General features: G+C 71.5%; 13 protein-coding genes. 10 read left to right on the top strand and 3 right to left on the bottom strand.

Going from position 1 to position 13,141, the window contains the following annotated elements:
- Positions 1-18: 18 nt before the first annotated feature.
- On the bottom strand, positions 19-1,803 hold the full coding sequence (locus tag MED15_RS00630) for an N-acetylglutaminylglutamine amidotransferase (RefSeq protein ID WP_112734551.1): 1,785 nt from the start codon (positions 1,801-1,803) through the stop codon (positions 19-21).
- Positions 1,804-1,901: 98 nt separating this feature from the next.
- Positions 1,902-2,333: a MarR family winged helix-turn-helix transcriptional regulator gene (locus MED15_RS00625; RefSeq protein WP_091398582.1), complete on the bottom strand. Its 432-nt coding sequence runs from the start codon at positions 2,331-2,333 to the stop codon at positions 1,902-1,904.
- 98 nt (positions 2,334-2,431) lie between these two features.
- Here MED15_RS00625 and MED15_RS00620 point away from each other — a divergent pair, with 98 nt between their 5' ends.
- Positions 2,432-4,210: an ABC transporter ATP-binding protein gene (locus tag MED15_RS00620; protein ID WP_208646433.1), complete on the top strand. Its 1,779-nt coding sequence runs from the start codon at positions 2,432-2,434 to the stop codon at positions 4,208-4,210.
- Positions 4,211-4,254: 44 nt separating this feature from the next.
- On the opposite strand, the gene MED15_RS00615 is transcribed toward MED15_RS00620, so the two are convergent.
- Complete coding sequence (locus tag MED15_RS00615; protein WP_112734549.1) at positions 4,255-5,220, bottom strand: TetR family transcriptional regulator; 966 nt, start codon at positions 5,218-5,220, stop codon at positions 4,255-4,257.
- A 108-nt stretch (positions 5,221-5,328) separates the two neighbouring features.
- Here MED15_RS00615 and MED15_RS00610 point away from each other — a divergent pair, with 108 nt between their 5' ends.
- The 9 genes from MED15_RS00610 (at position 5,329) to MED15_RS00575 (ending at position 13,120) form a co-directional block, all read left to right on the top strand.
- Positions 5,329-6,348 (top strand): ABC transporter ATP-binding protein, encoded by a 1,020-nt coding sequence (locus MED15_RS00610; RefSeq protein ID WP_112734548.1) that lies wholly within the window; start codon positions 5,329-5,331, stop codon positions 6,346-6,348.
- Positions 6,345-7,970 carry an ABC transporter permease gene (locus MED15_RS00605; RefSeq protein ID WP_112734547.1) on the top strand — a complete coding sequence of 542 codons (1,626 nt, stop codon included), beginning with the start codon at positions 6,345-6,347 and terminating at the stop codon, positions 7,968-7,970. Before MED15_RS00610 ends, MED15_RS00605 begins: the two co-directional genes overlap by 4 nt.
- 199 nt (positions 7,971-8,169) lie before the next feature.
- On the top strand, positions 8,170-8,895 hold the full coding sequence (locus MED15_RS00600) for a hypothetical protein (protein WP_244220318.1): 726 nt from the start codon (positions 8,170-8,172) through the stop codon (positions 8,893-8,895).
- A gap of 6 nt (positions 8,896-8,901) precedes the next feature.
- Positions 8,902-9,111: a DUF559 domain-containing protein gene (locus MED15_RS33905; RefSeq protein WP_244220317.1), complete on the top strand. Its 210-nt coding sequence runs from the start codon at positions 8,902-8,904 to the stop codon at positions 9,109-9,111.
- A 51-nt stretch (positions 9,112-9,162) separates the two neighbouring features.
- A complete protein-coding gene (locus MED15_RS00595; RefSeq protein ID WP_112734546.1) occupies positions 9,163-9,735 on the top strand; it encodes a hypothetical protein in 573 nt (190 codons plus the stop codon).
- A gap of 322 nt (positions 9,736-10,057) precedes the next feature.
- A complete protein-coding gene (locus MED15_RS00590; protein WP_167457539.1) occupies positions 10,058-10,609 on the top strand; it encodes a restriction endonuclease in 552 nt (183 codons plus the stop codon).
- Between the two features lie 246 nt (positions 10,610-10,855).
- Complete coding sequence (locus MED15_RS00585; protein ID WP_244220316.1) at positions 10,856-11,425, top strand: carboxymuconolactone decarboxylase family protein; 570 nt, start codon at positions 10,856-10,858, stop codon at positions 11,423-11,425.
- A 259-nt stretch (positions 11,426-11,684) separates the two neighbouring features.
- The gene (locus MED15_RS00580; RefSeq protein ID WP_146758905.1) at positions 11,685-11,942 is read left to right on the top strand and encodes a hypothetical protein; all 258 of its coding nucleotides are present in this window, start codon (positions 11,685-11,687) and stop codon (positions 11,940-11,942) included.
- A 227-nt stretch (positions 11,943-12,169) separates the two neighbouring features.
- Positions 12,170-13,120 (top strand): DUF559 domain-containing protein, encoded by a 951-nt coding sequence (locus MED15_RS00575; protein ID WP_112590162.1) that lies wholly within the window; start codon positions 12,170-12,172, stop codon positions 13,118-13,120.
- The last annotated feature ends 21 nt before the right edge of the window (positions 13,121-13,141 follow it).

Here is a 13,141-nt window from a genome sequence, read left to right as displayed (position 1 = left end):
TCAGCACGCACCGGGGATTCAGCGGATGTCGTGGGTCTGTAGCCACAGCTCCAGCAGGCCGAGCTGCCACAGCTTGTTGCTGCCGGCCGCGGCCTCCGCCCGGTCCGGCTCGGCCAGCAGATGTGCCACGTACTCCGGGCGGAACAGACCTCGCTCGCGTGCGGCCGGCGCCTGCAACGCCTCGGCCACCAGCTCGCGCACCGGGCCGTCCACGTTGCGCAGCGCCGGCACCGGGAAGTAGCCCTTGGGCCGGTCGATCACCTCGGCGGGCAGAACTTCCCGGGCGACCTCCTTGAGCACGCCCTTGCCGCCCTGGGCGACCTTGTGCTCCGGCGGGCAGTGCGCGGCCAGGGTGACCAGGTCCTGGTCGAGGAAGGGCGTACGCACCTCCAGACCCCACGCCATGCTCATGCTGTCCACCCGCTTGACCGGGTCGTCGGGGAGCATCAGGTGGGTGTCCAGGCGCAGCACGGCGTCCAGCGCGGTCTGCGCCCCGGGCGCGGCGAGGTGCCCGGTGAGCAGGTCCCGGCTGGCGTCGTGCTCCAGCGCGTACGCCGGGCCGACGATGCGGCGCAGCTCGTCGTGGCCGCGGTCGAAGAACGCGGCGGCGAACGTCTCGGCGGCGCCGTGCCGGGGCGCCTCGACCAGTGGCTGGTGGTAGCCGTAGCCGGCGAACACCTCGTCGGCGCCCTGCCCCGACTGGGCCACCTTCACGTGCTGCGCCACCTGCTCGGAGAGCAGGTGGAAGGCGACCACGTCGTGGCTGCCCATCGGTTCGGTCATCGCCAGCACAGCCCGTCGGACGGCGGGCACCAGGTCGTCGTCGGCCAGCCGGATCCGATGGTGGTCGGTGTCGTACGCGCGGGCCACCAGGTCCGAGTAGTGGAACTCGTCGCCGGACTCGCCGTCGCGGCTGTCGAAGCCGATGCTGAACGTACGCAGGTGTTGCTGGCCGGCCTCGGCGAGCAGCGCCACGATGAGGCTGGAGTCCAGCCCGCCGGAGAGCAGCACCCCCACCGGCACGTCGGCGACCAGCCGTCGGCGTACCGCCGCGCGCAGCGCTTCGCCGATCGAGGCCCGCCAGTCGGCGGCGTCCATCCCGGCGTCGGCGGGCTCGCGCACGTAGTCGGGTCGCCAGTAGACCTCCTCGCGGCTGCTCCCGTCCGCCTCGATCACCCGCAGGGTGGCCGGCGGCAGCTTGCGCACACCGCGTAGCACCGTCCGCGGCGCGGGCACGATGGAGTGCCAGGACAAATAGTGGTGCAGCGCCACCGGGTCGATGCCGGTGTCGACGTCGCCGGCCCGCAGCAGCGCGGGCAGGGTGGAGGCGAACCGCAGCCGCCCCGGTGTCTCGGCGAGGTAGAGCGGTTTGATGCCGAGCCGGTCGCGGGCCAGGATCAGCCGCCGCCGCACCCGGTCGACCAGCCCGATCGCGAACATGCCGACCAGGTGGTCGACGAACCGTTCACCCCAGTGGGCGTACGCCACCAGGATCACCTCGGTGTCGCTGGTGGAGTGGAAGGCGTACCCGGCGCGGCGCAACTCCTCGCGCAGCTCCGGGTAGTTGTAGATGCAGCCGTTGAAGACCAGCGCCAGGCCCAGGTCGTCGCGGACCATCGGCTGCCCGCCCGCGTCGGACAGGTCGATGATGGTCAGCCGACGGTGCCCGAGGGTCACCCAGCCGTCGGCGAACAGGCCCTCGTCGTCCGGGCCGCGTGAGCGCATCGCCTCGGTCATCCGGGTGACCGCCGCCGCGTCGGGCGAGCGGCCGTCGAATCGCGCCTCCCCGCTGATCCCGCACATCAGCCGGGCCTCCCGTCACCTCGCGCCGACCGGTGCCGGCCGGTCCCGCCGACCGGACCGGGGGCGCTGGCTACCCGTGGGCGCGGGGAGCAAACCCGTCAGCCACGCAGGGTGCGCAGGATGCGGGCCAGTTCGGCGCGGTCGGTGTCGTTGAGGTGGCCGAAGAAGCGGTCGGCCTCGGCCCGGCGCGCGGCCCGGATGGCGGTGCTGACCCGGTCGCCCTCCTCGGTGAGCGCGACCAGGGTCGCCCGACGGTCGGCCGGGTCCGGTCGGCGTTCGACCAGCCCCCGGGTCTGGAGGTCGTCGACGACCTCAGTCGCCGAGCGGGGCGCGATGCGCAGGTGCTCGGCGAGGGTGCCGGGGCGTACCTCGCCGTGCCGGGCCAGCACGCCGAGGGCCCGGGACTGGCTGGGGGTGACGTCCCAGGGCGCCAGTGAGTCGCGGGTCTGCCGACGCAGACGGGACGCCACCGCCCAGAACGTCTCCGCCAGGCTCTCGTCGTCGGCGCTGTCGACGGTGTGCTCGGTCACCGGAATACGGTAGCAGGATATGTGGTTGCTCCCTCATGATGAGGTAACCTCAGCAATATCGCCGACGAAAGGGTAGTGCCCCCTTGGAACCCACCCCGATGGGCCGCGACCGCGGCCACCGCACCCTCAGCGCCGAAGAGAAGACGCAGGCCCGTCAGGTGTCGCTGCGCCGCATCGGCCGCCTGTTCACCCCCCACCGGCCCGCGCTGGCCGCCGTCACCGCGATCATCGTGATCTCCTCGATCATCGCGATGGCCACCCCGTTCCTGCTGCGTGCCGTGATCGACCGGGCCCTGCCGCAGGGCGACGTGACGCTGCTGGTCTGGCTGGTCCTCGGCATGGTCGCCGTCGCGGCGGTGACCTCCGCCCTCGGCGTCGTGCAGACCTGGATCTCCACCCAGGTCGGCCAGCGGGTCATGCACCGGCTGCGCACCGACGTCTTCAGCCACCTCCAGCGCCAGTCGCTCGGGTTCTTCACCCGCACCCGCACCGGCGAGGTGCAGTCCCGGATCACCAACGACATCGGCGGCATGCAGTCGGTCGTCACCTCCACCGCCACCGCCGTCGCCGCCAACCTCACCACAGTGGTCGCCACCACTGTCGCCATGGTCGCGCTCTCCTGGCAGCTCTCCCTGGTCTCGCTCGTGGTGCTGCCGCCGGCCATCTGGCTGACCCGTCGGGTCGCCCGGATGCGCCGCGAGATCACCGCCCAACGGCAACGCGAACTCGCCGACCTCAACGTCACCGTCGAGGAGGGGCTCTCGATCAGTGGCGTACAGCTGGCCAAGACCCTCGGCACCGGCCCCGCGCTGATCGACCGCTTCACCGCCTCCTCGGCCCGGCTGGTCGACCTGGAACTGCGCAGTGAGCTGGCCGGCCGCTGGCGGATGGCCTCGATGAGCATCATCTTCGCCGCCGTACCGGCGGTCATCTACCTCGCCGCGGGCCTGCCCGGCACCGCTGGCACGCTGAGCATCGGCACCCTGGTGGCGTTCACCGCCCTGCAGGGCGGCCTGTTCCGACCGCTGATGGGTCTGCTCAACGTGGGTGTCTCGCTCACCGCGTCGTTGGCGCTGTTCGCCCGGATCTTCGAATACCTGGACCTGCCCGTCGACGTGGCCGACCCCACCGAGCCGGTCCGCCTCGACCCCACCCGGGTACGCGGCCACCTGCGCCTGGAGGACGTCACCTTCGGCTACCCGGGCAGCGACACCGCCGCCCTCGCCGGGATCACCCTCGACGTGCCCGCCGGCACCAGCCTCGCGCTGGTCGGCGAGACCGGCTCCGGCAAGAGCACCCTCGCCGGGCTGATCAGCCGACTGCACGACCCGAGCGCCGGCCGGATCACCGTCGACGGCGTCGACCTGCGCGACCTGCGCCTGGCCGACCTGGCCGCGATCGTCGGCGTGGTCAGTCAGGAGACGTACCTGCTGCACACCACCGTCCGGGAGAACCTGCGTTACGCCCGGCCGGAGGCCACCGACACCGAGATCGAGGACGCCGCCCGCGCCGCCCAGATCCACGACCTGATCGCCGGGCTGCCCGACGGGTACGACACAGTGGTCGGCTCACGCGGGCACCGGTTCTCCGGCGGTGAGAAGCAGCGCCTCGCCATCGCCCGGACCCTGCTGCGCGACCCGCGCATCCTGGTCCTCGACGAGGCCACCAGCGCGCTGGACACCGAGACCGAACGCGCCGTGCAGCGGGCCTTCGACGTGCTCGCCCAGGGACGCACCACGATCACCATCGCGCACCGGCTCTCCACGGTCCGCGATGCCGACCAGATCGCGGTGCTCGACCACGGTCGGATCGTCGAGGCCGGCACCCACGCCAGCCTGCTAAACCGAAACGGCCGCTACGCCACGCTGGCGGCCTGAACGCCGGATCACAACCGTCTCGAAACAGTCTCAGAACTGTCTCGTTATGACGCGGTCAGGTGGCGGTAGACGGTGGCCCGCGAGACACCCAGCGCGGCGGCGATAGCGTCCACGCTGTGGGTGCCCGCCGCGTGCATGCGCCGGGCCGCCTCGACCTGCTCCCGGCCCAGCGCGGGCGGCCGTCCCGGCCGCCGACGCCGACCCACCGCCCCGCCGGTCGCGTCCGGTGGCGACGCCGGGGCGGCGCTCACCGGGGCCGCGTCCCTCGCGGTCCCGGGCGCCGGGGTTTCGCGCGCCGACGCCGGGACCGTCGTGGTCCCGCGCGGCCCGGCCGCGAGTTCGGTGCGCGCCCCGGCCGCGGCGTCCGCGTGCGGTCCGGCACCCGCGTTCGCGTGCGGCCCGGCTGCGGCGTTCGCGTGCGGCCCGGCTGCCGCGCCCAGGGGCGGCGGGGCTGCGGCGTCCGCGGGCAGCGGGCCCAGCAGTCGGCGTACGCCGTCGAGCATGTCCGCGCGCAGCACCTCGTCGGACACGTCGGTGAAGAAGACGATCGGATCGCTGCACGCGGCGACCGCCTGCACCGCCCGGACCCGCTCCCGACGCCCGGCGTCCGGCCCCGCGATGACGTCGTTCGCCCGCATCGCAATCGTGATCAACCGATGGTACGTGTCGCCCCGACCGACAAGCGCGATGTCGTGATAGAGCATGCCGAGCGGCCGGCGGTGGGCGAGCATGATGTCCACCCAGCCCTCCAGCACCGTCCACCGGGCCTGTTCGGTCGGCTGTCCCTGTGCGGCGTCGAGCAGCCTCTCCAGGTCGGCCAGCAGTGGCTCGATCAGGGCGGCGAGCAGATGCTCCTTGGCCGGAAAGTGGTACAGGATCGCGGTCTTGGTGAGCCGCAGGCGCTCGCCGATCTGGCGCAGCGAGGTGCGCTGGTAGCCGTGTTCGGCGAACAGGTCGAGCGCGGCGCGCAGGATCCGGGTGCGGGTGTCGTCCGCGGGATCGGCGGTCATGCGGCCAGCCTAGCGACGCCCTGACCGGTGGGCACGATCACCGTTGATTCCACTGACCGTCGGTCAGTACAGTGGTGACGGTCGACGCAGCCAACCGCAGGAGGGGACATGCCCGTCATCTCGATCGGCAACCTGGTCAAGACGTTCGGCGCCATCCGGGCACTCGACGGGTTGGACCTGCACGTCGAGCAGGGGGAGGTGCACGGCTTCCTCGGGCCCAACGGCTCCGGAAAGTCCACCACCATCCGGATCCTGCTCGGGCTGCTCCGCCGCGACTCCGGCGACGCCCAGGTGCTCGGCGCCGACCCGTGGCGCGACGCGGTCCGCCTGCACCGCCGGCTGGCGTACGTACCGGGCGACGTCAGTCTCTGGCCCAACCTCACCGGCGGGGAAGCCATCGACCTGCTCGGTCAACTGCGCGGCGGCCTCGACCGGCGTCGCCGCGACGAGCTGTTGCACCGCTTCGACCTGGACCCGACCCGCCGATGCCGCACCTACTCCAAGGGCAACCGGCAGAAGGTCGCCATCGTCGCCGCCTTCTCGTCCCCGGTGGAGCTGTACGTACTCGACGAGCCGACCTCCGGCCTCGACCCCCTCATGGAGGCGGTGTTCCAGGACGAGGTCCGGCGGGTCAAGCAGGCCGGCGCCACAGTGCTGCTCTCCAGCCACGTGCTCGCCGAGGTCGAGGCCCTCTGCGACCGGGTCAGCATCATCCGCGAGGGCCGTACCGTCGAATCCGGCACCCTCACCGAGCTGCGCCACCTCACCCGCACGGCGGTGACCGTCGAGACCGCCCGCCCGGTGAGCGGCCTGGACGTGCTGCCCGGCGTGCACGACGTGCACGAGGTCGACGGCCGCACCCACCTGGAGGTCGAGCCCGCCCACCTCGACGAGCTGCTCGGCCAGCTCATCCGCTTCGGCGTCCGCGCGCTGACCAGCACACCACCCACCCTGGAGCAGCTCTTCCTACGGCACTACGGCGACGACCCCGCCGCTGCTGCCACGGGTGCTCCCGCCGCTGCTGCTGCAACGGGCGCTTCCACCGCCGCCGCCGCGTCGGGCGCTCCGACCGTCAGTTCCTCGGACGCCGATGTGCAGGCTGACGCCCCGCAGGGCGGTGCCCGGTGAGCGCCCTCACCGGCACGACCCGGCTTGCCCGGCTCGTGCTGCGCCGCGACCGGATCCGCCTCGCCATCTGGATCCTCGGCACGCCCCTGCTCGGCTACGCCCTCGCCGGCAGCGTCGCCGGCATCTACCCGGACCAGGAGGCCCGGCTGGGTTACGCCACCACCTCGGCGTCCAGCCTGGTCGCCCGCGCCTTCAACGGCCCCATCCACGGCACCGACCTCGGCGCCGTGGTGGTCGCCGAGACGTACGTGACGCTGGCCCTGATCGTCGGGCTGCTGAGCACCTTCGCGGTGACCCGGCACACCCGCCAGAACGAGGAGACCGGCCGGGCCGAACTGCTCGGCGCCAACGTGGTCGGCCGGTACGCGCCGCTCACCGCCGCGCTGCTCGTCATCGTTGTCGCGAACGCCCTGGCCGCCGTGCTGCTCGCGGTCGCGCTGGTCGGCGCCGGTCTGCCGCTCGCCGGCTCCGTCGCGGCAGCGGCCGCGATCGGCGGCGTCGGGGTCGCCTTCACCGCGATCGCCGCGGTCACCGCCCAGCTCTCCGTCACCTCGCGCGGCGCCAACGCGCTCGCCGCCGCCATCGTCGGGCTCTCCTTCGTGCTGCGCGCCGCCGGAGACGTCCTCGGCGAACAGAGCGCCGACGGCACCCGCGTGCGCAGCGCCTGGCCGTCGTGGATCTCCCCGCTCGGCTGGGGCAACCAGGTACGAGCCTTCGACGGTGAACGCTGGTGGGTGCTCGCCCTGCCCATCGCGCTGCTGCTCGCCGGGGTGGCGCTGGCGTACGCCCTCGCCGAGCGACGCGACCAGGGCGCCGGGCTGATCGCCCCCCGACGCGGCCCAACGACCGGTGCGCCGCGGCTGCTCAGCCCCTCCGGGTTGGCCTGGCGGATGCAGCGCGGCACGCTGCTCGGCTGGGCTGTCGGGGTGGCCGTACTCGGCTTCTCCATGGGCATCGCCGGCGACGAGTTCAACGACATGATCGACGCGAATCCGGCCGCCGCCGAAGCGATCAACGCGATGGGTGGCGGAGCTGACCTGATCAAGGCGTACCTGGCCGCGATGCTCGGCCTCTTCGCCCTGACCATCGGCGCGTACGTCGTGCAGGCCCTGCTCCGCGTACGCGGCGACGAAGCCGACGGGACGCTGGAGGCCGCCCTCGCCACGGCGGTCAGCCGTACCCGCTGGCTCGGCACCCAGGTGCTCGCCGCGACACTCGGCGCGGTCGCCCTGCTTCTCCTCGCCGGCGTGACCACCGGCCTCGGCTACGGCATCGTCACCGGAGACCCGCTCGGCCAGGCCGTCGAGCTGGGCGGCGCCGCGCTGCTGCGCCTGCCCGCCCTGCTCGTGATCGCCGGTGTGGTGACCGCGATCTTCGGGCTGCTGCCCCGCTGGTCGGTGGTGCTGTCCTGGACGACGCTGCTGGTCTTCCTGCTCCTCGGGCAGCTCGGCGCGGTGCTGGAACTGCCGCAGGCCGCGCTGAACGTCTCGCCGTACACCCACGTGCCGGCCGTGCCCGCGGCCGACCCGGCGGCGCTTCCCCTGGTGGTGCTGGCGGCGGTGGCCGCGGCCCTGCTCGCCGTCGGCGTGGCCGGCTTCCGCCACCGCGACGTGCCGTCGTGAGCCACGTTTCAGGCGTCCCGATGATCGTTGGCAGCTGAGCGACTCGACACGCCGACGTCAGCCCTGCTGAGCTGCCACCGATCACCTGAACTAGCACACGTGGGTTCCGGCCGGGCGTTGTACACAGGTCGGCGGCTGTCCACAGAGGGCCGGCTGGTGCGGTTGCGGAGGGCCGGGGTGCGGCCTGACGGTTCCGTGCGTGAACTCGGTGCTTCGGGAACTCGTGGAGCTTGGTAGTGGGTTGGTCACGCTCGGGACGGCCGGGCAGGTGGTGCCGTCGTGGACGCTTCAGCAGGCTTGCCGTAACGGCGAGTTGGTACGGGTGCTGCCTGAGGTGTTCGTGGCGGCGCACCTCGTTGGTGGGCGACCCGGCGCTCCGGTTCTGAGTCGACTCGACCCTGCCATCAGTCGGCGGGCGGCTCTCGCCTGGGCCGACGGCTACGGCGCGCTCAGTCATCTCAGCGCGCTCGCCGTGTGGGGATTACGCCCCGAGGTGGTTGGTGACCTCGTGCACCTGAGTGCGCCGGCGAGCGCGAGCCTGCGCACCCGGCCCGGGGTGATCGTGCATCGACGCCGCGGCCTGGCCATCGAGCCGCCGCAGGTGATAGTTCGGCGGGGCCTGACGGTCACCCGCCTCGAACAGGCCCTCGTCGACTCGTGGCCGACGATGCCGCCCCCCGACCGGCGTGCGTTGGTGATCCGAGCGGTCAACGACCGGCTGACCACACCCAAACGGCTGTCGGCAGCCCTGGAGTTGGTGCCGAAGCTGATCGACCGGGCGGCGCTCCGGCATTTGCTTGCGCAGCTTGCCGACGGGTGCCGCAGCCCGCTCGAAATCTGGGGACACGAGCACGTCTTTACCGGTCCCGGGATGCCGGCGTTCCGCCGGCAGGTGTCGGTCCGTGTCGGGCGCCGTCTGGTGTAGCTTGACATGTTCGCCGAGCGGGAACAGGTCAACATCGAACTCGACGGGGCTACCACCCACGGCAGCCCAGGCCAGCGGGAGATCGACCTGCGCCGTGATGCCCTACTGGCGGCCGTCGGGATCCTGGTGGTCCGCTTCGCCCACCGCCGCCTCGTGCAGGACGTCGACGAAGTACGCCGGGAAACCCTTGCCATTTTGGCGACCCGCCGAACTTGACGCGGTGGGCAGCCGCTGACGGGGTTGCCTGGTGCTGGCAGCCTCGAGCGCGTGAGCGACCTTCTGACGCAGCTTCCGGCGCTCCTCGGCGTCCTGGTGGGCACCCTGGGCACGATCCTCGCCACCTCCCTCGCCGACCGCGCCCGATGGCGTCGCGGCCAGAGCGTCCGCTGGGACGAGCGGCGGCTCGACGCGTACGTCGACTACGCGCACGCCCTCAAGGAGAGTCACGCGGTGGCGCTGCGACTCACGGCCGACCACCGGCCGGGATCGCGGAGCCACCCCATCGACCGCGAGGAAGGGCTGGTCCGGCTGGCTGAGGCGGACGCTCGGCGCACCATCGTCTGGGAGAACCTGCTGCTGCTCGGCGACGAGCCGACGGTCGCCGCCGCCGCCAACTGGCGGGACGCGATCTGGCAGGTCGAACGCCTTGCCCGGGGAATCGTCGAGCCGCCATCGGACGTGGCGGGCATGCTGACCCGCGTCGACGAGGCCCGCGACGGGTACTACCGGGCGGCCCGGCGCAGTCTCGGGGTGCGCGGGGGATCGGTGGAGCAGTCCGCGACGCTGCGGCAGGCGTTGGTCGACCGTTCCACGGCGACGGCGGAGGTACCCACCACCTGAGTGTGGCGGTGCCGAGGGCTCGCTGCGGGCGCTTCCGGATGGGACGGCCGGCTGACGGGTACCGGACACCATCGACGGCCGTGCAGGGGGTTTGTCGCACGCTACCGCGACACTGAGGCTTCCTCGACCGGGGAGGTGCCTCGTGCCGTATGTCAGGTCCCACATGAGGGAGGGTGGCGCGCGGGTTCGGGCGCATTACCGAAGGCGGCGCACGGGCAGCGTTCGGCGCAGGTCGACGGTTCGCCGCGCGGCTGGTGGCGGCAGGTCTGTCAACGGCTGGGCTCTGGTGCTGTGCACCGTCGTCGCTTTCGTGCTCCTCCGCATGGTCATCGATTTCGTGCAGCGGCATCCATACTGGTCCGCTCTCCTGGTCAGCCTCGCCGTGGCGGCGGCGGCTGCGGTGGGTCTTGTCGTGTCGAAGCAGCGTGCCCGCGAGCGGGCCGACCAGGCCCAGCGGGACAGGCTGATCGCGGTGACCGACACGATGAGCGGACCCGAGTTCGAGCAGTGGTTCGCCCGGATTTTGGTCGCGTCCGGGTTTCGCAACGTGACGGTGTGCGGCGGCTCCGGCGACCGGGGAGCGGACGTCCTGGCGATCGCCCCCGACGGCCGACGCGTCGTGGTGCAGTGCAAGCGGCAGAGCCCCCACAACCGGGTGGGCAGTGCCGCGATCCAGCGCTTCGCCGGCACCTGCCGAGACATTCACGGTGGCGAGATCTGCATGCTCGTGACTAACAGCTTCTTCACCGCGGGCGACGGCATTCAGATAGCCCGGCAGCTCAACATCACGCTCGTCGATCGGAACGCACTGGAAATGTGGGCCTGGACGGGGAGACCAGCGCCGGGGGTCATCGCGGGAGGCGGATCGCATTGATGCGCCCGAAACGGTCAACTCACCGGACATCTCCGAGTTGCTGATTCGGGTCACCACCGAGGCGCGGCGCTACTGCCAAGCTGGACGGTGCGGTGGTGCGGGTGGGCGACAACCAGTAGATCAAGTGAGGAGGCGTTCCGTCACCTGACGATCGTCGAGTGTCAGGGCCCCGTGCACGGCTGACTTCCCGACAGCGTCCGCAGTCTCAACGGCGTACCGTCCCGGGTCAAGCATGGGAGGAGTCGGATGAGTTTCCTGCAGCAGGCAGAACAGTCACCGGATACCGAGCGGATGTTCGATACGGACACGAACGCGATGGGATACCTGCCCAACTACACCAGGTTGTTCGCCCACAACCCGGCGGTGTACGTGGCATGGCAGCAGCTCAACGGTGCGGTGAAGGCCGGGATGGAGCTGCGCCGCTATGAGTTGGCGACCCTCGCCGCGGCCCGAGCCCTGAGATCGTCCTACTGCGGCCTGGCACATGGAAAGGTCCTACGCGACAAGTTCTTCGACGCGCCGACCGTCGCCGCCATCGCGTCGGACCACGGCAGCGCCGGTCTCTCCGCGCAGGAGGTCGCAGTCGTCAACTTCGCCGGGAAGGCCGCGGCCGATGCGAACTCCGTCACCGAGGCCGACGTCGCGGGCCTGCGAGGTCACGGTCTCGATGACACGGACATCTTCCATGTGATCCTCGCCGTTGGCGCCAGATGCTTCTTCAGCACCGTCCTCAGCGCTGCCGGGGCCGAGCCCGATCCGCAGTACAACGAGAGCCTGGACGTGGATCTGCGGCAGGCGCTGAGCTTCGGCGGTTAGACCCGGAGAGAACGCACCGACCGGGCTGTCCCAGGGTGTCCGTCCTGACGCCCCATGTGGCGCGGCGGCTGACGCGTGTTCAGGGCCGATGCCCATTCGATGGAGATCACGCTGGCGGATCGTCGCGGTAGCGCCGCCCGTTGTCGGGAGCCGAACCGCACGTCCCCATGCAAGCCTTTAGTTTCACAAACTTCGATGTCCCGGTCTCGGTTCGACGCGGAGCCGCCATACACCGTGGACGGTGATGTGAGGAGGCTTCATGCGCGGACGCAGATGGACGACCCTGGTAACGGCGGTGGCGCTGGCGCTGGGCGGGTTGGTCGGGTTCAGCGCCGCTCCGGCTGCGGCAGATCCGCCGGGCGGCACGCTGCGCAACGTCTACTCCGACGGTCAGTTCTGCAACAGCTACGGCAGCGAGGGTGTTCGGACCGGCCTCTGGAGTCGGTACTACTGCGAGTACCGCCAGTACGGCCCCAACGCCCCCGGCTTCTACTTCCTCTGGACCTTCACCTCCTAGCGCTCACCTGCTCGGACGGGCCCTCTCGGACCCGATTGGCCGCCGCCGGGTGGACCAGACCTGCGGTGGCCTTTCGCCATGGGTAGGTGGCTGCCCAGCTGGTCCGTCGGCATGCGGCGCTCAGTGGCGAGTACCACACCTGGGTAGGACTCGGGCCGTCGTCCACAGGTGCTTCTGCTGTCCACAGCAACCCCCGCGAGGGCGACGCTCGACGGCAGGGTGGGCCGGTGGACGCACGCTTACAATCCCTGCTCGACCGAGGCGGTGGCCTGGCTACCCGACGGGACGTGCTCCGCGTGGCGCCGCCGTGGACACTCCAGGGCGCCTGCCGGGCCGGTCGAGTGGTCCGGGTCCTGCCGGAGGTCTACGTCGATACAGCGCTCGTCCGGGATGCCAACGCTGATCTGCCACCTTTCGCGCGGATCGAACCGGAGCTGGCTCGTCGCGCCGCACTGGCTTACGCGGCAGGGCGCGGGGCGCTCGGTCGACTGAGCGCGCTCGACGTGTGGGGCGTACGGCGTCAGCCGCCGGGTGAGCCGGTGCATATCGACCTGCCCACCGAAGCGGGCATGAGAAGTTCGCCGCATCTCATCGTGCGGCACCGGCCGGGCTTGGTGATTGAGCCACCGCACGTGGTGATGCGGCGCGGGTTGCCGGTTACCCGGCTTGATCGGACCCTGGTGGACTGTTGGCCCCTGTTGCCGTCGGTCGACCGATCCAGCCTGCTGATCCGCGCGGTCAACGACCGCCTGACCACGCCGCAGCGCCTCGCCGCCGCTCTTGCCGAGGTGCCGAGGTTGACCGACCGCGCGGCGGTGCGCGGGTTGGTGGATCGCCTCGCCGCTGGGTGCCGCAGCCTCTTGGAGGTCTGGGGGCACGACCACCTCTTCACCGGTCCGGGAATGCCGAGGTTCACCCGGCAGGCGCGGGTACGGGTCGGCGCCCGGACGATCTACCTCGACATGTTCGCCGAGGCGGAACGGGTCAACATCGAGCTGGACGGCGCGACCAGCCATGGCGATCCGGCCGAACGGGAGATCGACCTCCGCCGCGACGCCCTGCTCGCCACCGCTGGCATTCTCGTCGTCCGCTTCAGCCACCGTCGCCTCACCACGGATCCGGCCAAGGTCCGCCAGGAGACTCTGGCCATCCTCGCGAACCGTCACGACCGCCCTTGATCACTTGATGCTCAGTAGTTC

This window comes from Micromonospora noduli (assembly GCF_003264475.1).
Classification (GTDB): domain Bacteria; phylum Actinomycetota; class Actinomycetes; order Mycobacteriales; family Micromonosporaceae; genus Micromonospora; species Micromonospora noduli.
This window is presented reverse-complemented; position numbering and strand designations above follow the sequence as displayed.

Bases quoted from the DNA above. Each gene is read 5' to 3' on its own strand.
- MED15_RS00580 (WP_146758905.1), top strand. From the start codon at position 11,685: ATGCGCGGACGCAGATGGACGACCCTGGTAACGGCGGTGGCGCTGGCG.
- MED15_RS00610 (WP_112734548.1), top strand. From the start codon at position 5,329: ATGCCCGTCATCTCGATCGGCAACCTGGTCAAGACGTTCGGCGCCATC.
- MED15_RS00615 (WP_112734549.1), bottom strand. From the start codon at position 5,220: ATGACCGCCGATCCCGCGGACGACACCCGCACCCGGATCCTGCGCGCC.
- MED15_RS00590 (WP_167457539.1), top strand. From the start codon at position 10,058: ATGGTCATCGATTTCGTGCAGCGGCATCCATACTGGTCCGCTCTCCTG.
- MED15_RS00620 (WP_208646433.1), top strand. From the start codon at position 2,432: ATGGGCCGCGACCGCGGCCACCGCACCCTCAGCGCCGAAGAGAAGACG.
- MED15_RS00630 (WP_112734551.1), bottom strand. From the start codon at position 1,803: ATGTGCGGGATCAGCGGGGAGGCGCGATTCGACGGCCGCTCGCCCGAC.
- MED15_RS33905 (WP_244220317.1), top strand. From the start codon at position 8,902: ATGTTCGCCGAGCGGGAACAGGTCAACATCGAACTCGACGGGGCTACC.
- MED15_RS00585 (WP_244220316.1), top strand. From the start codon at position 10,856: ATGAGTTTCCTGCAGCAGGCAGAACAGTCACCGGATACCGAGCGGATG.